Genomic DNA, 23,854 nt, shown 5'->3' with positions numbered 1-23,854 from the left:
AGACGCACCATGCTCAGTTCCGCTGCCATGACCCGTTCCGCCGAACCATCGATGCTGCAAGGCTCGGACTATCTGCTCGAAATCATCAACGTACATAAAGGGTTTCCCGGCGTTGTCGCGCTGGACGACGTGCAGCTGCGCCTGCGCCCCGGCACCGTGCTGGCGCTGATGGGCGAAAACGGCGCCGGCAAGTCCACGCTGATGAAGATCATCGCTGGCATCTACCAGCCCGACGCCGGCGAGTTGCGCCTGCGTGGCCAGCGCATGGAGTTCCAGACGCCATTGCAGGCGCTGCAGGCCGGCATCGCGATGATCCACCAGGAACTCAACCTGATGCCGCACATGACGATCGCTGAAAATATCTGGCTCGGTCGCGAGCCGCTCAATGCGTTGCATTTGGTCGACCACGGCGAGATGCGCCGGCGCACCCAAGACCTGCTCGACCGCCTGCGCATCCGCCTCGACCCGGATGAACCGGTGGGCGAACTCAGCATTGCCGCACGGCAGATGGTGGAGATCGCCAAGGCGGTGTCCTACGACAGCGACGTGCTGATCATGGACGAGCCAACCTCAGCGATCACCGAGACCGAGGTGGCGCACCTGTTCGAGATCATCGCGGACCTCAAGGCGCAGGGTAAGGGCATCATCTACATCACCCACAAGATGGACGAGGTGTTCAATATCGCCGACGAGGTCGCGGTGTTCCGCGACGGAGCCTACATCGGCCTGCAACGCGCCGACGCCATGGACGGCGACAGCCTGATCTCGATGATGGTCGGCCGCGAGCTGAACCAGCTCTTTCCCGAGCGTAAGGCGCCGATCGGCGAGCGCGTCCTGGCGGTACGCAACCTGACGCTCGACGGTGTGTTCCAGAACGTCTCCTTCGACCTTCGCTCGGGCGAGATCCTGGGCATCGCCGGGTTGATGGGCTCGGGGCGCACGAACGTCGCCGAGACGCTGTTCGGCGTTACGCCGGCCACCAGTGGTGAAGTCATCCTCGGTGGCGAAACGATCCGCATCACCGACCCTTGCCAGGCCATCGGCCGCGGCATGGCGCTACTCACCGAGGACCGCAAGGACACCGGCATATTTCCGTGCCTCAGCGTGCAGGAAAACATGGAGGTCGCCGTGCTGCCCAAGCACACCGGTGGCGGCTTCGTGAATGAAAAGGCGCTGCACGAGCTCTGCGAGGAAATGCGCCGGACCCTGCGGGTGAAGACGCCCTCGCTCGAGCAATGCATCGCCAACCTCTCCGGCGGCAACCAGCAGAAGGCGCTGCTGGCGCGCTGGCTGATGACCAACCCGCGCATTCTCATCCTTGACGAGCCCACGCGTGGCATCGATGTCGGCGCCAAGGCCGAGATTTATCACCTGATCGCCAAGCTCGCCGAGCAGGGCATGGCGGTGATCATGATCTCCTCCGAGCTGCCCGAGGTGCTCGGCATGAGCGACCGCATCATGGTCATGCACGAAGGCGAGGTGACCGGCTTTCTCGACCGCGCCGAAGCGACTCAGGAGAAGGTCATGCATCTGGCCTCGGGCCTGAACACCCTGCACTGACGGATTGAACGGATGGCCGTGCCCGTCCGGGGTGCGGCCCGCAAGCGAGGATAAGAACAATGAGCGCGATTTCCGAAAACAAGCCCCTCGAAACCCCGGCGCGTTCGCGTCGGCGCATGCCGACCGAGGTCAGCATCCTGTTGGTGCTGATCGGTATCGGCCTGATTTTTGAAGCCTTTGGCTGGGTGGTTCGTGACCAAAGCTTCCTGATGAATTCCCAGCGTTTGGTGCTGATGATCCTGCAGGTTTCGATCATTGGCCTGCTGGCCATCGGCGTGACCCAGGTCATTATCACCACAGGCATCGACCTTTCTTCCGGCTCGGTGCTCGCCCTCTCGGCGATGGTCGCCGCGAGCCTGGCGCAGACCTCCGATTTCGGCCGCGCGGTATTCCCGTCGCTCACCGACATGCCGGTCTGGGTGCCGGTCATGGCGGGGCTCGGGGTCGGGTTGCTGGCGGGCGTTATCAACGGCAGCATCATCGCCATCACCGGCATCCCACCGTTCATCGCGACGCTCGGCATGATGGTCTCTGCCCGTGGCCTGGCGCGTTACTACACCGAAGGCCAGCCGGTGAGCATGCTCAGCGAGTCCTATACGGCGATCGGCAGTGGCGCGATGCCGGTGATCATCTTCCTGGTCGTTGCAGTGGTCTTCCATATCGCCCTGCGCTACACCAAATACGGCAAGTACACCTACGCCATCGGCGGCAACATGCAGGCCGCACGCATCTCAGGCATCAACGTCAAGCGCCACCTAGTGATTGTCTACAGCATCGCCGGGCTGCTGGCCGGGCTGGCCGGCGTGGTTGCCTCGGCCCGCGCCGCAACCGGGCAGGCCGGCATGGGCATGTCGTACGAACTGGACGCGATCGCTGCCGCCGTGATTGGCGGAACCAGTCTTGCTGGTGGGGTAGGAAAGATCACCGGTACGGTAATCGGTGCGCTGATCCTCGGCGTTATGGCCTCGGGCTTCACCTTTCTCGGCGTCGACGCCTACCTGCAGGACATCATTAAGGGCGTGATCATCGTTGTTGCAGTCGTGCTGGACCAGTACCGCAACAAGAAAAAAGCCAAGCGCTGATGGCGGGAGAGGAAGCTGACAAAGCGAGGCCATGCCTCGCTTTTGTTGTTCGATCCAGTCACCGACCCATCAGGCTCGCCGAGTGCTCACGGTAGGTACGCCCAATTGAGTCCGAGCGTGTAAGAAGGGCGGTACAAGAGCCAGTATTGCATCCAGAACGGCGCAAACCGCTTCACTCTTGACCCAGGGCCATTCGAGCCAGGTCACGGATGATTAGGCATTGATGCCGGATGACCTTGTAGACGCCATTAAACTAGGCTCTCCGCACGCTGTCGGCAATGAATAAGAGACGTTCTTCCCGCTCTCCTTCACATATCCGTGTTGCCGCAGCGTGGCATAGATGCTCTCGACTTTCTCGATGGGAGTCGATTTACCAACCTTTGAATGAATGGTGCTAAGCAGAGTCTTGATCGTCTTGGGTTTGGATGCCTTCCGGCCTATAAGATCAGCGATGACAGCCTTGACCACCAGATCGTTGGAGACCGGTTCTTTAATCAGCGTTTTCTGAACAGGCTGAGGTTTCGGCTCGTGTGTAACGGCGACCAGCGCTCGGTCCGGTTGGACAGAGGCTTTGCAAAGCGCCTTGAAGCAAGGCATATCCTCGATCGATGCTGAACGTAACGCAGAAATGCCCCTGTTTTTAAGATGCTTTAAAAGCGGATCAAATCCCTTGTCCCGCGAAATGATATGGAAAAAGCCGGTAGGGTCTGCACTGGCTAGTTGTCCAAGGTAATACGCGATGTGGAAGTCCAAAGCATTCGCACCAGGGGTGTCGAGCAGAATATAGTCAGCTCTTTCACGTAGCCGATGGACAGCTACTGCCAGCTCCGTAGGAAGTCTGGTGTTATTGGGGCCAAGAAAAACCCTCAGGTGGAAATGAGGCTCAATGAGCCGTTCGAGGGATGACGCCTGAACGTTCTCGTAATCAATCAAAACGTAGTTGGCACGCATCCTTCGCTCCTGGCTCTCTTCCTTGACCGCATTCTGCTGAAGCGGTCCCACTGTGGAGTGTCGGGCTTGGCAATACCGATACTTGTACTGAAATCGATAGGCCTATAAGCAAAAACCCCTGATTCCTCAAGAATCAGGGGTTCCGAATTTGGTGGGCCGGGGCCACCCTGTTTCGTTGAATAACTTAATGATATATAAGAGTTTTTCTTTCTTATAAAAAAGTAGGGATACATGTAGGGATACATTTTCACGGCCGCTGTGTCTGTTTTCAACTTTCCAAGCCGCTGAAGAAACCGTCCGTCTATGGCTTCTGATGCTTGGCTGGATGCGCTAGTTTCCCAAGCTGAGTCAATCCATCGTCCAGTTTTGATTCGGACGTTCGTACGTCGGGTGCCTGTTTCGGCGGGTCCATCATGAAGCCGGGGCGACAAGTTCCGTCAGTCAGCATGATGCAGTAGAAATTTTCAGCATACGCCCGATCCTCCGCGGTAACTGTTTCGCCCCTATTCGGCTGCTCTTGATCTATCGCGGCGCCGCGGTGCTGTTTAGTGCGTTGCCTGAAATACAGCAGCAGGCCGAGTGAGATGAAGCTGAGAGCCATGACGCTTGCGAGCGTGAGAGTGTCCATAATGTCTCCGGCGATTCCATGCGACGTTTATGGGTGCATCGGGTTCTACCTAAGCCAGTCTATACCTGCTGACCTCAGTTGCCTGCACGTCCGAGTCGGGTATGACTGCTGTCGAGGCATCTGAACCGGCGTCGAACATTACGCAGTGAAAATGGATGCATTCTTGCCTTTACAGCCGGTTGCGGACTTTGTCGCCCTGTCCAGCCTGGTAGGCGGAGTAGCTGTCGCAAGTAGTCTCGAAATGAGTACATGATGCCCTCATTGCCCTCATTGCCCTCATTGCCCTAGCCAATGCTAGATATACACACTTAAACCTTCGAAATTTGCTGGTTTGGGTGGATACCAGCTTGGATACCGCTCTTTGGATACCATTGCGTTACTAACGCTAAGGGTTGAGAAAGCTGACCCGTCGAAGGTGCGCAAAGACATGGTACGCAAGCTGGTACGCACGGAAATGTACGTTTCAACGTTGCGTACCATGTTCTACGAACCTCTCACCCTGGGCCTGCAGCTGCCTGGTCAGCGTGTGCCAGCTCCGTAGGGTAGCGTTTACCATGTAACGTGATCCTGCACTTATTTGGGGCTGCCCTTCGAGCATAGAGGGGGGCACCTTCCGGCTATGCTGCCTAGCTCGCAGCAAGCTGTGACCGGAAATAATCCCGTCCGTAAACTTTACCTGTATGAGTAGCCAGACTAGATGTGTCTTCTCAATGGACATACCGTGTGAGCAGATCACCCAACTGAACTGTTCGACATTCGACTGAACGACGATCCGTTTGACGATAGCAGTGCAGGGCTGACCAACGCGGTAGCAAGGGACAAATACAGATGAAAAAACCGGCAACGGTGGCCGCCCTAGAGGATCTGGGACGCGTCAGGCTCTCCAAAAACTTCTTCATGCGAGACTTTCTGTACTCAGAAATCTCTCAGATCGAAGGCATACCTAACGTTCCGGATTACCCAGATCGCGCAGTCGAGGCTGGCCGCCAGCTTAGCGAGCAGTTGCTCGAGCCGCTCCAGGATCGTTTTGGTCGGATTTGCATTCGCTCCGCTTATCGTGCTCCGGCAGTGAATGCGAAAGGCGCTGAAAACGGAAACCAATATAGTTGTGCCTCGAATGAGAGCAACTATGGCGGACATATTTGGGACTACCTGGGCGCCGATGGCTACCTTGGCGCCACAGCCTGTCTCGTCGTGCCGGCTTTGTTGCCTTGGTACGAGGAACACCAAGATTGGACGCCGTTGGCTTGGTGGATTCACGACAACTTGCCGTACGCTAGCCAGTTCTGGTTTCCGAAAATGGCGGCGTTCAACTTGCGGTGGAGCAGCAATCCGAACTCGCTCCCGAGCATAAATACTCATGTGGTCAACCCGCATACCAGAGACAAGAAGGCGTTGGTGAAGGAGGGTGTCGCCACGCTTAGCCTGGATGAGCGTAAGGCCATTATTCGCCCTTGGTTAGCCAGCTTGGCATGATCAAACCATTTGATGCAGGAAGCCCCTCAGCCTCGTTCGATACTGGCAGAAGAGGATCGCCCAATGGCTCCGTTTGGCGGACTGTTCAGGTTGTAGCTTTACCCGGTGATGGCACAAAGATATTGTGGCCATCGCTGCACACCCAGGCGGTGCTACAGCGCCTCAAGGACGGCTTTAGGCGCGTTCTTCAAGTGCTTTATCTGTGATCCGGCTCGACTGTGAATTGCCTTGGCTAGGGCATCCGTATTGGTATCGTTTTTAGGACTGGTGCATGGACAAGAAGTCTTTATCCGAGCGGGACATCTGCAGCAAGTACATTTCTCCAGCCGTTGCGATGGCGGGATGGGACATGCAGAAACAAGTCCGTGAGGAAGTCAGCTTCACCAAAGGGCGCATCATCGTGCGCGGCAAGCTGCACAGCCGCGGTGAGTCACGCCGAGCTGACTATATTCTTTACCACCAGACCAACCTCCCGATCGCTGTCATTGAGGCGAAGGACAACAAGCACTCCCTGGGCTCGGGTATGCAGCAGGCGCTGGGATATGCCGAAGCGCTGGACGTGCCCTTCGTGTTCTCCAGTAACGGCGATGGTTTTTTGTTCCATGACCGCAGCGGCACGGGCGATCAGGTCGAAACGGAGCTGAGCCTCGGCCAATTCCCGAGTCCCGCCGAACTATGGCTGCGTTATTGCCGGTGGAAGGGGCTTGAAGGCGATGCCCGACAAAAGGCCGAGGCGCCCTATTTCGACGATGGCTCAGGGCGCTTGCCGCGCTACTACCAGACCAATGCCATCAACCGCACCGTTGAGGCCGTCGCTCGTGGGCAGGATCGCATCCTGCTGGTCATGGCTACCGGCACCGGCAAGACCTACACCGCCTTCCAGATTATTTGGAGGCTGTGGAAGTCGAAGCAGAAAAAACGCATCCTCTTTCTGGCCGACCGCAACATTCTCGTCGACCAGACCAAGAACAACGACTTCAAGCCCTTTGGCCAGGCGATGACCAAGATCGCCAAACGCCAGATCGACACTTCCTACGAGATCTACCTGTCGCTCTATCAGGCCGTGACCGGCGCCGAGGAAGAGCAGAACGTCTACAAGCAGTTCTCCCGCGACTTCTTCGATCTAATTGTGATCGACGAATGCCACCGCGGCAGCGCAGCGGAGGATTCGGCCTGGCGCGAGATTCTCGACTATTTCTCGGGTGCTACTCACATCGGCCTCACCGCCACGCCGAAGGAAACCAAAGAGGTTTCCAGCATCACCTACTTCGGTGACCCGGTGTACAGCTACACCTTGAAGCAAGGTATCGAAGACGGCTTTCTCGCACCGTACAAGGTAGTTCGCATCGACTTTGATAAGGACCTGCAAGGCTGGCGGCCGCTCAATGGCATGCTCGACAAGAATGGCGAGCTGATCGAAGACCGCATCTACAACCTCAAGGACATGGACCGCACCCTGGTCATCGAGGCGCGTACCCAGCTGGTCGCGCAGAAGGTCACCGAGTTCCTCAAGGCCACCGATCCGTTCCAGAAAACCATCGTCTTCTGCGACGACATCAACCACGCCGAGCGTATGCGCCAGGCCCTGGTCAACCTCAATCCCGAGCGCGTGGCAGAGAACCGCAAGTACATCATGCGCATCACCGGCGATGATCAGGAAGGCAAGGCCGAGCTGGATAACTTCATCAACCCGGAAGAGCGCTACCCGGTGATTGCCACCACCAGCAAGCTAATGACCACCGGCGTCGATGCGCAAACCTGCAAGCTGATCGTGCTCGACCAGCACATCAAATCGATGACCGAGTTCAAGCAGATCATCGGCCGTGGCACCCGCATCAACGAAGACTTCGGCAAATACTGGTTCACCATCATGGACTTCAAAAAGGCCACCGAACTGTTTGCCGACCCGGCCTTTGACGGTGATCCGGTGGTGATCTATGCACCTGAAGGCAGCGAGCCGCCCGTACCGCCTGACGACTTAGTTGAAGGTGACAGCATCAGCGCAGGCAGCGGTGCCGAAGGCGATGACCTAGAGTTTACCGGCGAGGAAGACGGCACAAAGCGCATCAAGTACGTCATCGACAGCATTCCTATCTACGTCATCGCCGAGCGCGTTCAGTACTACGGACCGGACGGCCGGCTCATCACCGAGTCGTTGAACGACTACACCCGCACCTGCGTGAAAAAGCAGTTCGCCTCGCTGGATGACTTCCTGCGCCGCTGGAGTGATGCCGAGCAGAAGAAAGCCATCATCGATGAGATGGCCGCCCAGGGCGTGATGTGGGAAGCCCTGGCCGAAGAAGTGGAAAAGAAGCAGGGCAAGCTGTTGGATCCGTTTGACCTGATATGCCACGTTGCCTTCGATCAGCCGCCCTTGTCGCGTCGCGAGCGTGCCGAGCAGGTCAAAAAGCGCAACTATTTCGCCAGATATTCCGGCGCTGCGCGTCAGGTGCTTGAGGCATTGCTCGACAAGTACGCCGATACGGGAATCGAGCACATCGAAGACATCAAGATCTTGCAGCTTGATCCTTTCAGTCAGTTAGGTGCGCCAGTGGAGCTTGTGAGGGCATTTGGTGGGAAGCCTGGCTATCAACAAGCCATTCAAGAATTGGAGTCCGAGCTTTACGCCTCGTGATTCCATTCCGTTTCTATTAACACGCGAGAATATTCATGGAGCTTCAAAACAAGGATCAAGTGCGGGCGCTAATTGAAAAAGCGATGAAAAATGCGCCTCCTGTACTAGATGCGCGTGCAATTCGGCCGGTTAGCGTGGGGGAATATGTACACGCCCTGCGCATCATCGAGCCGAACATGACCGATAATCAACGGTGCATGCTGGTGGGCCATGCGCAGGCGCCGGGGTTGGTCCTTACGATGTCAGAGCTTGCCGCTCTGGCCGGCTTTCCTAGCTACAGCGCTGCGAATCTGCAATACGGCCTGTTCGCAGGAAAATTGCTGGAAATCCTAGGCGTACCTCGCCCGAAATATCTTGTGTATGGGTTAGCACATTTCGATTCTGACCCAGACACAGCCCATAGCCGGGCGCATATGTACCCGCAATTGCACGAGGCCCTTCAGCAGCTTGGTTGGATCCCGCGGGCGACGCTCGGCCCGGCTGAAGACGCTCATGCAATCTCGACGCTTACCCAAACCGAGCGTCAATCCCTGTTAAATGTGCGTGTAGGGCAAACGCAATTTCGTTTAGCGTTGGTCGAGCGTTGGAATGGTCGGTGCGCTCTTACTGGCTGCGATTTGCTGCCTACGTTGGTTGCAAGTCATATTCGGCCCTGGGCGATGAGCAGTGATGAACAGAGGCTGGACCCTTTCAATGGGTTGCTGTTGTCCGCCAATGCGGACCGGTTGTTCGACCTGGGATTGATGAGTTTTGATAGCGCGGGCCGGGTATTGCTCAAGCCCATGGTTACAGATCAACACCTTGCATCACTCGGTCTGTCTCGCGAACTGTCGATAACCTCGCTTTCCGAAGAACACCTACCGTACCTGGCTGCTCACCGTTCGATTTACGGTTTCTGATTCACCGCAATCGGCAGTATAAGCGCGCTCAACATACAGACCTGCAGCCCTCCACATGCTTAGCATTCAAGAAATCATTACGACGCTGACACGCACCGGCTTCATGCGTCCCGAACAATCCGGATTGAAGGTCTTACGCTTCGAACATGCTCGGCTGCCTGCGCCGGTTTACGTCAAGCAAAGCAGCAGTATCCACGCTCGCCTGCAAGCGCCTCTCGTGCTTCATCCCCAGTACGAGGCTGACGTACGAGACCTACTATCGCTGCCCGGTATCGAAAGGGGGCATACGCGCTACTACCACAACAGCAATCTGCGCGGCTTTCCTAAGCGGCGCAACGGAGGGGCAAGCGACATTGCCTATGGTGTGGATGTAGGGTTCCACAACAGCGCGGCCTTGGTGATGCTGGTCGACCAGCTACTAGGCGAGCCGCGGACGCTGGTTTCCAACTCGGATCGCTCCGCCGAGCTAGCTCAGGTTCTACCAGAAGACATCGCTCTGACAGACACCGAACGCGAAGCCTTGATCAAGGCGCGTGTCGGTCAGAGCGGCTACCGCGATGAACTGCTTGGGTATTGGGGCGGCTGTGCCGTCACCGACTGCTGCGTGCCGATGCTGCTGCGCGCCTCACACATTAAACCCTGGCGCGTCGCCAGTGGGGCAGAGCGGCTCGATCCGTTCAACGGCCTTTTGCTGACACCAAACCTCGACCTGGCTTTCGACCAGGGCCTGATCAGCTTCGACGACCACGGGCAGATTCTCCTTGGCGAGGATCTGGACCCAAACAGCGCTCGAGCGCTCAATATCACCCCCGACCTTCGCCTGCGCCAGATCGACCCGCGTCATCGTGGTTACTTGGCCTGGCATCGTGACAATCTGTTTAGGAAGTAAGCATGTCCATCAGCTCCACCATCAAATCCATCCAAGACATCATGCGCAAAGACGTGGGTGTCGACGGCGACGCCCAGCGCATCGGCCAGCTGGTCTGGCTGCTGTTCCTCAAGATCTTCGATGACCGCGAGCTGGAATGGGAGCTGATGGATGACAACTACCGCTCGCCCATCCCCGAAAGCTGCCGCTGGCGCACCTGGGCTGCCGACCCGGAAGGCATGACCGGTGATGCACTGAAAGACTTCATCGACAACAACCTGTTCCCGCAGCTGCAGAACCTGCACGAATACAGCAATACGCCATCGGCCTTCGTAGTGCGCAGCGTGTTTGAAGATGCCTACAACTACATGAAGTCCGGCCAGCTGCTGCGCCAGGTGATCAACAAAATTCAGCAGGGCGTGGACTTCAACAAGGCGCAGGAGCGCCACGAGTTCGGCAACCTCTACGAACAGCTGCTGCGTGACCTGCAGAACGCCGGCAACGCCGGTGAGTTCTACACGCCGCGCCCGGTCACCGAGTTCATGGTGCGCATGGTCGATCCCAAGCTGGACGAGAAGGTGATGGACCCGGCCTGCGGCACCGGCGGCTTTCTCACCTGCACCATCGAGCACAAGCGCAGCCGCTATGTGAAAACCGCTGAGGATGAGCGCACCCTGCAGGCGAGCATCTACGGTGTGGAGAAGAAGCCGCTGCCGCACCTGCTGGCCACCACCAACATGATCCTCCACGGCATCGAAGTGCCGAACCAGATCCGCCACGACAACACCCTGGCGCGTCCGCTGATCAGTTGGGGGCCGAAGGAGCGGGTCGACTGCATCGTCGCTAACCCGCCGTTCGGTGGCATGGAAGAGGACGGTATCGAAACCAACTTCCCGGCTGCCTTCCGTACCCGCGAAACCGCCGACCTGTTCCTCGTATTGATCATGCACCTGCTGAAAGATGGCGGCCGCGCTGCGGTGGTGCTGCCCGATGGCTTCCTGTTCGGCGAAGGCATCAAGAGCCGCATCAAGGAAAAGCTGCTCACCGAGTGCAATCTGCACACCATTGTTCGCCTGCCCAACGGCGTGTTCAACCCCTACACCGGCATCAAGACCAACCTGCTGTTCTTCACCAAAGGCACACCGACCAAAGAGGTGTGGTTCTACGAGCACCAGTACCCAGCCGGCGTGAAGAACTACTCCAAGACGCGCCCCATGCGCATCGAAGAGTTCGCCGTGGAAGAGGCCTGGTGGGGCAGTGAGGCCGATGGCTTTGCCGCACGCGTGGAAAGCGAGTTCGCCTGGAAGGTCAGCCTGGATGAACTGAAAGCTCGCAACTGGAACCTCGACTGCAAGAACCCCCATGTCGGCGAGCAGATCAGCCACGACCCGGACCAGCTGCTGCGTGACTACGCGCAGCTGCAAGGCGAAATCAGCCAGCTGCGCGACCAGCTCAAGGCCGTGCTGGCCGAGGCGCTGGAGCGGCCATGAGCGACGTCGCCATCTACGAAAGTGCCAGCGGCCAGATCGCCGTCACCGTCGAGCACGACAGCGTATGGTTACGCCAGGAGCAACTGGCCGAGCTGTTCGGCCGTGACCGCACCGTGATCGGCCGGCACATCCGCAACGTCTTTGCCGAGGGCGAGCTGGAACGTGAAAGCAATGTGCAAAATCTGCACATTGCTGGCTCCGACAAGCCGGTGGCCTTCTACAACCTCGACGTGATCATCTCCCTCGGCTACCGGGTGAAGTCCCGTGAAGGCACGCGCTTTCGCCAGTGGGCCAATCAGGTACTCAAACAGCACCTGACCCGCGGCTATACGCTCAACCGCGCGCGCTTCGAGGCCAACGCCCGCGAGCTGGAGGCGGCGCTGGAGCTGGTGCGCAAGGCCGCTCGCACGCCCGAACTGGGCGAAGCCGGCGGGCGTGGGCTGGTGGAAATCGTCAGCCGCTACACCCAGACCTTCCTCTGGCTGCAACGCTACGACGAAGGTTTGCTCACCGAACCCACCGGCAGTCCCGGTGGTGAATTGCTTGATGCTACCCAGGCGCGCCGGCAACTGGCCGAGCTCAAAGCCCAGCTGATGGCCCGTGGCGAAGCCAGCGACCTGTTCGCCCGCGAACGCGGCGATGGCCTGGCTGCGCTGCTCGGCAACCTCGAGCAAAGCGTCTTCGGCGAACCGGCCTACCCGAGCCTGGAGAGCAAAGCCGCGCATCTGCTGTATTTCGTGGTCAAGAATCATCCCTTCGCCGATGGCAACAAACGCAGCGGCGCCTATCTCTTCGTCGACTTCCTGCACCGCAACGGCCGCCTGTTCGATGCCGACGGTAACGCCGTGATCAATGACACCGGTCTGGCGGCGCTGACCTTGCTGGTTGCCGAATCCGCCCCCGCACAGAAAGACACCCTGATCCGCCTGATCATGAACATGCTTGCCCCGGAAACCCGCCCATGACCGCTCTGCTGACCGATAACCTGCCGCTGCTGACCGGCGCGCCCAATGGCATCAAAAAGCTGCGTGAGCTGATTCTGGAACTGGCGGTGCGCGGCAAGTTGGTGCCGCAAGATCCCAGTGATGAGCCGGCCAGTGAGTTGCTGAAGCGCATTGCCGAGGAAAAGACGCGGTTGGTTGATGAGGGGAAGATTAAGAAGCAGAAGCCACTGGCTGAAATTGGCGAAGAAGAGAAGCCGTTTGACGTACCTACCAACTGGGAGTGGGTTCGTCTCGGGGAAATTGCAGAGATTATTCGTGGAGTCACCTACAACAAATCGGATGCCAGTGATGCTCCGTTACCCGAGCACGCCCCCTTGCTCCGAGGGAACAATATTAATCGGACGTTGAACTTTGATCGCCCGGTTTATGTTCCCCAAAAGATAATTTCGGAGCATCAGTACATCAAAGCTGGCGATATTGTTATTGCAATGTCGAGCGGAAGTGCTGACTTGGTCGGTAAGGCAGCGCAGGCTACAGCTAGCTTTGATGGTTCATTTGGAGCTTTTTGCGGCGTGGTTCGCTCACGTACGAGCGACCTTTTTCAGTTTTTTGGATGTTTCTTCCAGACACCGCTCTACAGGTCAAGGGCGGCGGGACATGGCAAAGGGATTGGTATAAACAATCTTCAAAAGTCGGCGTTGGAAAAACTGGAAATACCTATTCCCCCATTAGCCGAACAACACCGCATCGTCGCTAAAGTCGATGAACTGATGGCCCTATGCGACCGCCTGGAAGCCCAGCAGGCCGACGCCGAAAGCGCTCACGCCCAACTGGTGCAAGCGCTGCTCGGCAGCCTGACCCAGGCCGCCGATGCCAAGGACTTCGCCGCCAACTGGCAACGCCTGGCCGAACACTTTCACACCCTGTTCACCACCGAATCCAGCATCGACGCTCTCAAGCAGACCCTGCTGCAACTGGCTGTGATTGGCAAACTGGTACCGCAAGATCCCAACGACGAACCGGCCACCGAGCTTCTCAATCGTATTATCGAAGAAAAAACTCGTGCTGCCTCTCTGAACCGGAAGCGGCAAGTTAAAGAAGTAGTTGATAGCAGTGGTGATGTTGCTGGTCTGCTTGTGCCTAGAGGATGGGTTAAATCGACAGTTGGGGCAGTAACTATTTGCCGCGATGGCGAGCGCGTTCCGGTCGCTCAAGCTGAGCGGGAGGGGCGGGCAAAAACTTACGATTACTATGGTGCGTCCGGTGTCATCGATAAGATTGATGGTTATTTATTTGACAAGCCACTGCTTTTGGTTGGTGAGGATGGCGCGAATCTAATTAATCGCAGTACTCCAATTGCGTACATGGCTCGAGGTAAATATTGGGTTAATAATCATGCCCATGTCTTGGATGGGATAAGCGAGTCTCTGCTTCTGTACGTCTGCCTCTATTTTAACGCCATTGATCTAAAGCCCTACGTGACGGGCACGGCTCAGCCCAAAATGAACCAGGCAAAAATGAATGCAATTCCATTGTTGCTGCCTCCGGAGGCCGAACAACACCGCATCGTCGCCAAAGTCGATCAAATGATGGCGCTCTGCGATCAACTCAAAACCCGCCTGACCCAGGCTCGCCAACTCAATGAACAGCTGGCTACCGCATTGGTCGAGCAGGCCGTGGCCTAAACGCAGGAGTGCAGGGATGCCTATACGCACGCAAGTCTGGACCGTCGGAGCGCAACCCGTAGCCCTCAAGGCGGCGCGGTTAGTCAGCGAGCAGTTGCTCGAGAATATGATTGTCGCGGCGCCGGCACTACTGTCGGACGACTGGCTGCTGATCGGCCAGCAGGAAAGCACCGGCTATGGTGGTCGCATCGACCTGCTGGCGCTGGCTCCAGACGCCTCGCTGGTGCTGATTGAACTCAAACGCGACCGCACCCCGCGCGAAGTGGTGGCGCAGGCGCTGGACTATGCCGCCTGGGTGGAGCGGCTGGAGGCGGACGAGATTGCCGCCATCTATCAGCGCTTCAAGCCGCAGGGCGATCTGGCTGCTGATTTCCAGGCGCGTTTCGGTGCGCCGCTGGATATCGAGTCGCTCAATCAAAACCATCAGATCGTCATCGTTGCCGCCGAGCTGGATGCCAGCAGCGAGCGCATCGTCAGCTACCTCAGCGAGCGCGATATCGCGATCAATGTGCTGTGTTTTCAGGTGTTCCAACTCGGTGAGCAGCAACTGATCAGCCGCGCTTGGCTGCTAGACCCAGCCGAAACGCCGCAACCCACCGCCGTCGCCAAGCCCGGCACGCCCAGCGAGCCCTGGAACGGCGAGTTCTACTGCTCCTTCGGCCACGGCCTCAGCCGCTCTTGGCCCGAGGCACGGCAGTTTGGCTTCATCTGCGGCGGTGGTGGCAGCTGGTACAGCAACAGCCTGAAGGTGCTCAGCCCTGGCGACCGAATCTGGGTCAACGTACCCGGCTCCGGCTATGTCGGCGTGGCGCGAGTTACCAGCTATGCCACCCCAGCCATCGAGTTTCGTATTTCCTATCAGGGCAACGAGGTCCCGGCGCTGGAGCTGCTCAACGGCGCTAATTATCACCGCGATTTGGCCGATGACCCGGAACGCTGCGAGTACTTCGTGTCGGTCGACTGGCTGCTCAGCCTGCCGCTGAACGAAGCCATCAGGGAAGTTGGCCTGTTCGGCAACCAGAACACCATCTGTCGCCCGACAACCCCGAAGTGGCGCTGGACGGTCGACCGATTGAAAGAACGCTTCGGCGTGAAAGCCTGATTCGCTAATTGCTTTGATCCCCTGCTTTAAACGGACGCTTTGGTCATGATGGATTTGCTGCAACACCTGATCCCCGATTTCGCCCATATGTTCAGCGCCAACCCTAACGGCATCAGTGCCTGGTTCTGGTTGGTCACTGCACTGATCTTCGGGTTTTCGCTGTTCTTCCTGATGCTGCATTTCCGGCACTTCAAAATGCGCATGCGTGCACTGCGCTCGCTGCTGGACGGCCAGAGCAAGGACACCCTGGCTGCCAGCCGAAGAGAAACGCTACACAAGGCGCAGGAGCTGAAGGCATCCAATGTCGGCATGCTCTGGCGCGAGTTCGATGAAAGTCTCGTGCATTCGTCCGACCAGCAAAAGCTGTTCAACACTCTGGATGCCGAGCATTTCTTCAATGCGCGCACACTGGCGAGTGGTCTGACTGCCAGCCGTCTGCTGGCCGCAGCACCCAGTTTCCTGGTGGCGGTCGGTGTGTTGGGTACCTTCGTGGGTTTGACCGTCGGGCTTGAGGGGCTGGTGGGTACGTCCGACGAGATCGAGGCGCTGAAGGGCGGCATCAACAAGCTGATCTCCGGCGCTGCTGTGGCGTTCATGACATCGGTCTGGGGCGTTGCCTTTAGCCTGCTGCTGAACATCATCGAGAAGATGTTCGAACGTAGTGCGCTGATTGATATCCAGCGGCTGCAGCACGATATCGACTTCCTCTACCCGCGCATTCCAGCCGAGCAGTCGCTGGTGCATATCGCGGAATACGGGAAGGAGAGCAAGGAGGCGCTGCAGGAATTGCACGAGCGCATTGGGGATCGGCTGCAGGAAACCCTCAATGGCATGAATGAGGCCATGCAGACAGCGTTTACCGATGCGCTGAACAACATCATGGCGCCCGCTATTCAGACCTTGGTCAGTACCACCAGCCAGCAATCGACCCAGGTGCTGGAGACCCTGGTTGGAAGCTTCATGGACGGCATGACGTCGGTTGGCCGGGAGCAGGGCAGCCAGATGCAACAGGCCGCTGCCGACGTGAACGCGGCCGTAAGCGGCATGAGTGAGCGCCTGAACCAGCTGTTTACCAGTTTGAGCGAGCAACAGGGACGGCAAATGGAGGTTGCGCAGCAGCAGAGCAGCCAGTTCGAAGCTCAATTGCAACGCATTGCTGGCTCTGCAGATCAGCGGCAGGAACAGCTGGAGCAGCGTTTCAGCGAGCTGATGGCCGGACTGTCGAGCCAGTTGCAGGGGCAGTTGGGCTCTGCGCAGCGCCGCGATGAAGAGAGGCAGGCGATGTTCGAGCGTTTGCTGAGTGAGTCCAGTGCCAATCAGGCGGCGCTTCTGGAGAAGTTCTCCAGTTCCACTCAGGACCAGATGCGAGTGATGGCCGAGGCGGGCAATGAGCGGCATAACAACCTGGAGAAAGTGTTCTCCCGGTTGATGATGAACCTGAACACGCAGCTCGATACGCAGATGGGGGCCGCCGAGCAGCGTGAGCAGGCCAGGGCGCAGCGCCACGAGGAGCAGCAAGCGGCGGCACTGGCGCAACAGCAGCAGCTGATCGGCAATCTGGGCCAGACCAGCCAACAGCAGATTGGCGCCATTGCCGAAGCCGCGGCGACGCAACAGCGCAATCTCGAGGAAACGGTCAGCAAGCTGCTCGGCAGTTTCAATGAGCAGGTCAGCGGGTACGGCGTGCAGGCGGAGCAGCGTGAACAGAGCCGCCAGCAGCGCTTTAACGAACAACTGGAAAACATGGCTGCGCAGCAGCAGCAATTGCTGGCAGGTATCGCGTCCGCCGTTCAGGTTACGCAGCAGCAGAGCAGGCAAATGGCTGAGCAGCACCAGCAGCTGATGACGCGCCTGCAACAAGCTACCGAAGCGTCCGCGACCAGCAGCAAGCACTTGGATAGCAGCGCCAATCAGTTGGGCCTGCTTTCTGCCAACCTTCGCCAGGCCGCTGATGCGCTGGGCCAGCGCCTGGAGGCAGTAACCCAGAGCGTGGAAGCTGCGAGCACACAGAATGCCGCGTTGGCTGCACAACTGCAGGGCCAGGCAAGTTCGCTGTCGCAGCTGCAGGCAGCACTACTCGAGGGCGCGCAGCGCTTCGAGCAGGCCGCAAGCGAAGCGCGCACTGGCTTTGGCGACATGAAACAGACGCAGCAGGAATTCCTATCCGGCGTAAGGCATGAATTTACAACGCTGGGTGAGACGCTGCGTGCCCAGGTAGAGGCAATTGAAAAGCAAGCTGAAGAGTGGCTGCGTAGCTACGCCTCCGAAGTGCGTACGCAGACTGAGGACCGCATGAATAAGTGGAACGAGGTCTCGCTTGCCTATGCCGATCAGATGCATCGCAACGTCCAGGCGGTGAGCGGGATTCTGGATGAGCTGGAGGCACGCTGATGCGCTTTCGCAAGTCGCATGACGTGGCCGTCGATGAGGAAAACCCGTACTGGATGTCCTTCTCGGACATTATGTCGGCGCTGCTGGTGATCTTCATTCTGGCCTCGGTGATCCTGATCCTGCAGCTGATGGACATTCAGCAGAAGCTGGAGGAGCGGCAGGTCCAGTTCGAACAGGAAATCGAAGAGCTGAAAAAGGCGGAGCAAGTGCGCCGCACCATCCTCGATGAGGCTGTTGAGGCACTACGCAGGCGCGGCATCAAGGTGGAGGTCAGCGAGAATCACACGGTGCTGAGTATTCCCAACGATCTTCTTGGCTTCGATACCGGTGCCTATGAAATCCATTCGGCCTATCAGGCGCGAGCGCTTGAGATCGGCAAGGTCATCAAGGAGGTGATCTCGCGTGATGACCGGGTGGAATTCCTGGACACGATTTTTATCGAGGGCCACACGGATAACCGTCCATTGCAGGGATTTATGGGCAAAGGCAACTGGGGGCTTTCCACCTTTCGTGCTATTTCGCTCTGGCAGTTCTGGGGGGACGCCTTGGCGCGCGAGGAGCAGTTGTCGCGCCTGAACAACAAGGACGGAAAACCGCTGTTCTCGGTCAGCGGGTATGGCGAAACACGTCCGGCCGTGGCCGATCAGGTCACGGAGGAAGACTTCAAACGTAATCGCCGAATCGACATTCGTTTCACCATCCGTCGTCCGGATAGCGCGCAGTACGAGCAAGTCAAGGAACGTCTGGGGGAGGCCAAGCCATGAGGCTGCCTCCCGTAGAGTTTCCTGCGGCCAGCTGGGGCGCTCAGATGCTCGAGCGCTGGACTGTACTGGCAAAAAAGGCTGCCACTCTGGAGGCGGAGACCGGGAACAATGATGCGTTTGAGCGCATGCTCGCAGTGCTGCGTGGCATGGCCAGCTCGGGGCGATTCGATGGTCTGCCTGAGCTGCTGCGGCGGCGTATTACGGCTCGGGCGTTGAGCTGGCTGTGGCTCAATGACGAGGTGATTGCCAGCCGCCTGCTAAATACGCGCTTGTTGGCTGCCTTGCTGGACGCTCAGCAGCCACGTCTAACGCGTATGACGCTGCAGCAGTTGGCACAGCTGTATTTCCGGCGATTCGATCGGCTGGATGAAAAGGAAGGGGTGCGCGAGCTTCTGGAGCGAAGCCTGTTACAGCAGCTTGACCTGATACCGCCGTCGAAGATCCAGACATCAAGGGCCGATCCGCTGGTTACACTCAAGCGCGAGGGGCATTGGTTGCTTAGCCTCGATGGTCCACGTCATCTCGCTGAACGAGTGCGTCAAGGCGGACGTGAGCTTGGCGAGACGTTCATGGAACTCGGTCTGCACGGCTTTGATGATGGCCGTTATGGCGATATCTGCCGGGCGCACTTTTATCTCGAGACGTTGCGACAGTTACATCCAGGCGAGTCCGATCCGGTGCTGGATGAGTTGCTCAAGCCTGCAGTGGCCAAGGCGCCCTTCGAAGGCGCACGGCGTATCGGCCATGTTGCGCTTGAGATCCTCATTGATCGTGCCGGCCAGGAAGCCGGCGAAGTCTGGCAGAACTTTATCCTTAACATGGCAGGGGACCCACGTATCTCCAGCTCAGCGGTGAACTTCCGGGAGTGGTGGAAGCCGCTGGGTGAGGAGCGCATTCAAAAGGTTCGGGGCTGGTTGTCCAAAGAGGACCTGCGGCTGTTCCTGCAGGCCGTTGAGCAATACGGGCTTGAAACAGCCAATACGGAAATGCAGCGGATGTTCCCCGCCCGCAAGCGATTCCTTGAAGGGCTCTTCAAGCTGAAGTTAATTCGTAACACTCGCCTCCTACTGGGCGGCAAGGCTCAACAATCGGTCAAGCGGATCTTGGGTAAGGACGTTAAGACCAGCTTCGCGCGGATGGATGGGCAGATGACGGACAAGGCTGTCATTTATCTGGACTGCGGTGACTTCCATCTGGTCGAGGGCTCACATAGTTTCAAAATCTGGGTCTACTTGGCCGCGCCTGGTGAAGCCCTAAGAACATATGAGCGAAATACCTTCAGTCATCAAGACCTGACCACCACGGTCCCCGGAACTTACAAGAAACTCTACCCCGGGTTGCCTTACGACGCTTTCGTGCATACCCCATACACCTGGCAGAACAAGGTCTTCACCTTCCTGGCCGAGAATGGCATTGCCATCGATGTCGAGCAGCTCCTGAGCCCTGAAGATTATCGTCTCCAACTGCGCAAATTCGGAATCCCTGCCGTAAGTCCCAAGCGCACGGTGGTTCCCGCTCCGGCGAAAGAAGGGGCCAAAGCGGTAACGCGATCGCCGACGGCTGCTCAACAAGGAACTGAACACGCTGCGGCGCCGATGTCACGCAACGCCGATGTGCCAATCCCAGCACGGCGTTCAGCTGATGTTGCAGCTGCGGCCGCAAATGGTGCAGTGAAATCAGGCGCCGTTGCCTCCGGTCGCGACGACCCGGCTCTGCAACGAACGAAGCAGCCGTCCTTCAGCTCGCTCCAGCTAGCGGCCCTGCGCTATCTCGAGATTCATCCGCATTGCGGTTTCGGGGCGTTACTCGAAGCTGTAAGCAATCAGGGCGGCAATGTGTTGAACGTGAAGACGATGTTGGAAAGCAGCCTTTCGCAATACGTCCAGCAGGATGGAGAAGGGCGTTGGCTGCTGTCGGTGCATGGTGAGCAATTGGTAGCCGAGCTGACCCGGCCGGAGCCATCAAACGCAACTCAGAGCGTGCCTGATGCCGTAAGCGCAGGTTCGGGATTCGCTACGCTCGATCCGTTTGCGCTTGCCGTATTGCATTATTTCGCTGCCAACCCAGGCGATAAGGTTCGTTATGCGGCGAATGTTCTAGAGGTCGACGCGAGGCTGGTCAATCAGGCTCTATACGGCCCATTGAAAGGGCTTTGTATGCAGGATGATAAGTACGGTTGGCAGCTGACAGGCGCCGCTCAACGCGAGCTGGAAGCGTTCGAGGCTGAGGGGAGAGAGCAGTAATGAGCCTTTTAGATGTTCTGAAATCCCTGATTGGCGAGCGTGATGTGGCGGTCGGTAGTCAGGAGGGGTTTGCGTCGAGTGCAGACTCCAACGGAGCCAATTTTTATCTTCCCGTCCACACGTTCAAGGCGTTGCAGGAAGGTAAAGGCAACGCACTGCAGAAGGTTCAGCTGATTGTCCTGAACATGCTCGCAGAGCAGGGCATCGCAGAGCACACGGCCAACGGCTTTCATATCGGTGCTGAAGATATTGCCGGTATGGACAATGAGCAGGCCGACATTCTACGGCTGCCACGGCGATTCGCCGGTCGCTTTCAGGCCTTCATCAGCGGGCGTACAGGTAATAGCGCCTTCCGCGTTGGGATTGCGGTTGAAGTGGCTGAGGGCGTCACACCTTTCTCGCGCAAAGGCCCGTATTTATACCTGACGAGTACCGAACGCTATTGGCTTACGCCAGCTGAGTTGATGGGGCTGATGGCTTGGGAAAAGCACGAGTCGCTCGATCCAGCACAGCGAGGGGAGGCGGCTAACCTTCGCTTGATGGCTGAGCTACAGACAGCTGCCCGAAGCGGTATGCGCATCGATTTGAGTCATTTCGATCGACTCGATGTGGTCGTTCCGGAAAATGTTGGCGTTATTGCGACCCGACTGCCAGATGGCAGCCTGATGCTGTGCCCGAGTCTGGGGGATGGATCGACGCCCGATCAGCTGGAGAAGCGCTGGTCACAGCTCGACATGAGCGCTGACGGGGGTGTGCTGCGAATCGACAATCGTGTGGTGTTGCTCGATCAGGCGAAGATGGACGGCATTCGCAATGTGCTGGCCAACAAACGAATCCCGCCAGATAAGGTCGCTGAGTTTATCGCCTCGCCTACGGCCTTTTTGGATGCTGCACTGGTCAATCTCGAGGTCGGTTTCTCGGTCCGCGTAGCTGGTATTGGCAAGCTGCAGCATATGGACTTCGGCGCGTTGGATGCGGCCAAGAATGACTGGTTTGCCCTGGATAAGCGCCCCGCGCCAGCAGAGATCATCCCGAAGTTAGTTCAGACGCCAGAGGAGTTGGAGCGTTTTGAGGAGGTGCTGCGGTCCGCGATAGAGCAGGGTGCAACGAGTCTGAGCTTTGCTGGTGAGGTCATCGACATTTCAGACGCGCCGCTTGTGGCGCGTCAATTGGAACGGGTGAAAGAGACGCTCGAGAAGCCCGAGTTGTCGGAGCCGCCGGCCGCAGCTGAAGACCTTTTTGACGAGCCCAAGGAGAAGGTTGCCGTCATTCTTAAGGATGCCGGCGAAATCAACTCGACACTACTGGCAAAAGCCAGCAACGCTCGCTTACTGGAAGCACCAGACTGGTCCGCTTATGCGCGGCAGCCATTCCCGCATCAGGTCGAAGGTATTGAGTGGATGCTCAGGCTGATGAACGCCGCGTTATCTGACGATCATGATGACCTCTATCGCCTACAGGGCAGCCTGCTCGCCGACGATATGGGGCTGGGCAAAACATACATGTCGCTGGTCGCAATCGGTGAATACCTGGCAGCCCAGCGCCGAAGCGAAAAGCCGCAAAAACCAGTCCTGGTAGTCGCACCACTTAGCCTGTTGGAAAACTGGGAAGACGAAGTTGGAAAGACCTTTCTAAGCATTCCGTTCCGCGATCTCGTGGTGCTGCAAGCTGGACGAGACTTAAACCGCTACCGCGTCAAGGGCGCCGAGCGAGAGTCTGTTCAATTGGCTGCCCTGGCCGATGATGACGGCATGATGGATGCCCAGAGCATTCGTTATGCGTTGACCATTGGCCCGGAGGCGGGTGCTCAACGTCTGGATATGGACCGTCGTTTGGTTCTAACAACGTACCAGACGCTGCGTGACTACCAGTTTTCGCTGTGCAGGATCGACTGGGGCATGGTCATTTTCGACGAGGCGCAGAACATCAAGAACCCTAACGCACTGCAAACCCGTGCGGCAAAGGGGTTAAAGGCTGACTTCAAATTGTTGGCCACCGGCACGCCCGTGGAGAACAGCCTCGGCGACTTCTGGTGCTTGATGGATACGGCTCAGCCAGGGTTGTTTGGCAGCTGGGAAAACTACCGAGACACTTGGATCAAGCCGATTCTCTCGGCCGGGGAGGAGGAGCGCGACGAGGTCCGTGTTCGTCTGGGTGAGCAACTGCGCAAGGCGGTCGGGCCGTTCATGCTGCGTCGCGTGAAGGAAGACCAGCTTAAAGGGCTGCCTAGCAAAACGATCCGTAGTGGAGTAGAGCAGGTAGATCGAGGCATCCAGCGTTATGCGCCTGAGTTGGGCGCATCTATGCGCGGGATTCAGCTGCAGGTGTATGACGATGTGCTAGATGGATACCGTGCTCGACGCGCCAGCGCAGATGACATGCGTGGTTCGGCTCTAGCGGCGCTTACACAGTTGCGTTCTGTCTCGCTGCATCCTCGCTTGGATGACGAAACGTCGCTGTACAGCCGTGATGGACAGCATGCCCGTCAGTTAATGTCCGAGTCAGGCAAGCTGGCAGTGACGCTCAAGCTGCTGGACCAGATACGCGACAAGGGTGAAAAGGTCATCCTGTTCATGATGACCAAGCGCCTGCAGAGGGTTTTGAAGCTGTGGCTTGATCAGATCTACGGCCTGGACATTGCCGTTATCAACGGCGATACAAAAGCGGTAGCTACCAAAGCGGAAGACATGACCCGTAAGAAGCTCATATCAGCATTCGAAGCGAAGTCCGGCTTCAACCTCTTGATCATGTCGCCGGTCGCAGCGGGCGTAGGTTTGACCGTTGTCGGAGCTAACCACGTTGTTCACCTAGAACGGCACTGGAACCCCGCAAAAGAGGCGCAGGCCTCTGACCGCGTCTATCGGATTGGGCAGCAGAAGGAAGTGTTTATCCATCTGCCTGCCGTAACGCATCCGCAGTTCGATTCATTCGATGTGCATCTGGATCGGCTGCTGCGCGGCAAGTTGATGCTCAAGGACGCGGTGGTGACGCCCGAAGCGGTCAGTGAGAGCGAGATGATTTACTCGATGGGGCTTTAGCCTATAACCGACGTGACCGACGCGCGGATAATCTATGACCTAGATCGCTGGCCGTCAGGACGCTCGGCCCGCTGCGTGGCAGCTTTTCCGTGTTAACC

General features: G+C 58.0%; 16 protein-coding genes. 14 read left to right on the top strand and 2 right to left on the bottom strand.

Going from position 1 to position 23,854, the window contains the following annotated elements; translation table 11 throughout:
- The first annotated feature begins 9 nt into the window (after window positions 1-9).
- Window positions 10-1,560, top strand: coding sequence for a sugar ABC transporter ATP-binding protein (locus M1D78_RS16820; protein WP_437421128.1), 1,551 nt, complete (start codon window positions 10-12; stop codon window positions 1,558-1,560).
- Between the two features lie 59 nt (window positions 1,561-1,619).
- Window positions 1,620-2,642: an ABC transporter permease gene (locus M1D78_RS16815; RefSeq protein WP_437421127.1), complete on the top strand. Its 1,023-nt coding sequence runs from the start codon at window positions 1,620-1,622 to the stop codon at window positions 2,640-2,642.
- Between the two features lie 213 nt (window positions 2,643-2,855).
- Here the strand turns inward: M1D78_RS16815 and M1D78_RS16810 are convergent, their stop codons facing one another.
- Window positions 2,856-3,593, bottom strand: a complete 738-nt coding sequence (locus M1D78_RS16810) for a PIN domain-containing protein (RefSeq protein ID WP_437421126.1) — start codon at window positions 3,591-3,593, stop codon at window positions 2,856-2,858.
- A 301-nt stretch (window positions 3,594-3,894) separates the two neighbouring features.
- The gene (locus tag M1D78_RS16805) at window positions 3,895-4,221 is read right to left on the bottom strand and encodes a hypothetical protein (RefSeq protein WP_437421125.1); all 327 of its coding nucleotides are present in this window, start codon (window positions 4,219-4,221) and stop codon (window positions 3,895-3,897) included.
- An 828-nt stretch (window positions 4,222-5,049) separates the two neighbouring features.
- On the opposite strand from M1D78_RS16805, the gene M1D78_RS16800 reads away from it, so the two are divergent.
- The 12 genes from M1D78_RS16800 to M1D78_RS16745 all read left to right on the top strand — a co-directional run bounded on the left by M1D78_RS16800 (window position 5,050) and on the right by M1D78_RS16745 (window position 23,756).
- Entirely contained in the window at window positions 5,050-5,697 is a 648-nt protein-coding gene (locus M1D78_RS16800; protein ID WP_437421124.1) for a peptidase M15, read from the top strand.
- Between the two features lie 271 nt (window positions 5,698-5,968).
- The gene (gene hsdR / locus M1D78_RS16795; protein WP_437421123.1) at window positions 5,969-8,332 is read left to right on the top strand and encodes an EcoAI/FtnUII family type I restriction enzme subunit R; all 2,364 of its coding nucleotides are present in this window, start codon (window positions 5,969-5,971) and stop codon (window positions 8,330-8,332) included.
- Between the two features lie 35 nt (window positions 8,333-8,367).
- Window positions 8,368-9,231 carry an HNH endonuclease gene (locus tag M1D78_RS16790; RefSeq protein WP_437421122.1) on the top strand — a complete coding sequence of 288 codons (864 nt, stop codon included), beginning with the start codon at window positions 8,368-8,370 and terminating at the stop codon, window positions 9,229-9,231.
- Between the two features lie 55 nt (window positions 9,232-9,286).
- Window positions 9,287-10,120 carry an HNH endonuclease gene (locus tag M1D78_RS16785; RefSeq protein ID WP_437421121.1) on the top strand — a complete coding sequence of 278 codons (834 nt, stop codon included), beginning with the start codon at window positions 9,287-9,289 and terminating at the stop codon, window positions 10,118-10,120.
- Between the two features lie 2 nt (window positions 10,121-10,122).
- A complete protein-coding gene (locus tag M1D78_RS16780; protein ID WP_437421120.1) occupies window positions 10,123-11,589 on the top strand; it encodes a type I restriction-modification system subunit M in 1,467 nt (488 codons plus the stop codon).
- Window positions 11,586-12,554, top strand: coding sequence for a RhuM family protein (gene rhuM, locus M1D78_RS16775; protein ID WP_437421119.1), 969 nt, complete (start codon window positions 11,586-11,588; stop codon window positions 12,552-12,554). Before M1D78_RS16780 ends, rhuM begins: the two co-directional genes overlap by 4 nt.
- On the top strand, window positions 12,551-14,218 hold the full coding sequence (locus M1D78_RS16770) for a restriction endonuclease subunit S (RefSeq protein ID WP_437421118.1): 1,668 nt from the start codon (window positions 12,551-12,553) through the stop codon (window positions 14,216-14,218). The genes rhuM and M1D78_RS16770 overlap by 4 nt, the downstream gene beginning before the upstream one ends.
- A 16-nt stretch (window positions 14,219-14,234) precedes the next feature.
- Complete coding sequence (locus M1D78_RS16765) at window positions 14,235-15,320, top strand: nuclease (protein ID WP_437421117.1); 1,086 nt, start codon at window positions 14,235-14,237, stop codon at window positions 15,318-15,320.
- A 45-nt stretch (window positions 15,321-15,365) separates the two neighbouring features.
- Window positions 15,366-17,711, top strand: a complete 2,346-nt coding sequence (zorA, locus tag M1D78_RS16760; RefSeq protein ID WP_437421116.1) for an anti-phage ZorAB system protein ZorA — start codon at window positions 15,366-15,368, stop codon at window positions 17,709-17,711.
- Window positions 17,711-18,475 carry an OmpA/MotB family protein gene (locus tag M1D78_RS16755; protein ID WP_437421115.1) on the top strand — a complete coding sequence of 255 codons (765 nt, stop codon included), beginning with the start codon at window positions 17,711-17,713 and terminating at the stop codon, window positions 18,473-18,475. The genes zorA and M1D78_RS16755 overlap by 1 nt, the downstream gene beginning before the upstream one ends.
- Window positions 18,472-20,718 carry an EH signature domain-containing protein gene (locus M1D78_RS16750; protein ID WP_437421114.1) on the top strand — a complete coding sequence of 749 codons (2,247 nt, stop codon included), beginning with the start codon at window positions 18,472-18,474 and terminating at the stop codon, window positions 20,716-20,718. The genes M1D78_RS16755 and M1D78_RS16750 overlap by 4 nt, the downstream gene beginning before the upstream one ends.
- Window positions 20,718-23,756: a DEAD/DEAH box helicase gene (locus tag M1D78_RS16745; protein ID WP_437421113.1), complete on the top strand. Its 3,039-nt coding sequence runs from the start codon at window positions 20,718-20,720 to the stop codon at window positions 23,754-23,756. Before M1D78_RS16750 ends, M1D78_RS16745 begins: the two co-directional genes overlap by 1 nt.
- Window positions 23,757-23,854 lie beyond the last annotated feature (98 nt).

This window comes from Pseudomonas sp. SA195, from assembly GCF_054131565.1.
Note: the sequence above shows the minus strand (reverse complement) of the source record. Positions and strands in the feature narration are given on the sequence as shown.

What these genes read in the sequence shown, in the direction of transcription:
- M1D78_RS16820 (WP_437421128.1), top strand. Translation starts at nt 10, where the DNA reads ATGCTCAGTTCCGCTGCCATGACCCGTTCCGCCGAACCATCGATGCTG.
- M1D78_RS16815 (WP_437421127.1), top strand. Translation starts at nt 1,620, where the DNA reads ATGAGCGCGATTTCCGAAAACAAGCCCCTCGAAACCCCGGCGCGTTCG.
- M1D78_RS16810 (WP_437421126.1), bottom strand. Translation starts at nt 3,593, where the DNA reads ATGCGTGCCAACTACGTTTTGATTGATTACGAGAACGTTCAGGCGTCA.
- M1D78_RS16805 (WP_437421125.1), bottom strand. Translation starts at nt 4,221, where the DNA reads ATGGACACTCTCACGCTCGCAAGCGTCATGGCTCTCAGCTTCATCTCA.
- M1D78_RS16800 (WP_437421124.1), top strand. Translation starts at nt 5,050, where the DNA reads ATGAAAAAACCGGCAACGGTGGCCGCCCTAGAGGATCTGGGACGCGTC.
- hsdR (WP_437421123.1), top strand. Translation starts at nt 5,969, where the DNA reads ATGGACAAGAAGTCTTTATCCGAGCGGGACATCTGCAGCAAGTACATT.
- M1D78_RS16790 (WP_437421122.1), top strand. Translation starts at nt 8,368, where the DNA reads ATGGAGCTTCAAAACAAGGATCAAGTGCGGGCGCTAATTGAAAAAGCG.
- M1D78_RS16785 (WP_437421121.1), top strand. Translation starts at nt 9,287, where the DNA reads ATGCTTAGCATTCAAGAAATCATTACGACGCTGACACGCACCGGCTTC.
- M1D78_RS16780 (WP_437421120.1), top strand. Translation starts at nt 10,123, where the DNA reads ATGTCCATCAGCTCCACCATCAAATCCATCCAAGACATCATGCGCAAA.
- rhuM (WP_437421119.1), top strand. Translation starts at nt 11,586, where the DNA reads ATGAGCGACGTCGCCATCTACGAAAGTGCCAGCGGCCAGATCGCCGTC.
- M1D78_RS16770 (WP_437421118.1), top strand. Translation starts at nt 12,551, where the DNA reads ATGACCGCTCTGCTGACCGATAACCTGCCGCTGCTGACCGGCGCGCCC.
- M1D78_RS16765 (WP_437421117.1), top strand. Translation starts at nt 14,235, where the DNA reads ATGCCTATACGCACGCAAGTCTGGACCGTCGGAGCGCAACCCGTAGCC.
- zorA (WP_437421116.1), top strand. Translation starts at nt 15,366, where the DNA reads ATGATGGATTTGCTGCAACACCTGATCCCCGATTTCGCCCATATGTTC.
- M1D78_RS16755 (WP_437421115.1), top strand. Translation starts at nt 17,711, where the DNA reads ATGCGCTTTCGCAAGTCGCATGACGTGGCCGTCGATGAGGAAAACCCG.
- M1D78_RS16750 (WP_437421114.1), top strand. Translation starts at nt 18,472, where the DNA reads ATGAGGCTGCCTCCCGTAGAGTTTCCTGCGGCCAGCTGGGGCGCTCAG.
- M1D78_RS16745 (WP_437421113.1), top strand. Translation starts at nt 20,718, where the DNA reads ATGAGCCTTTTAGATGTTCTGAAATCCCTGATTGGCGAGCGTGATGTG.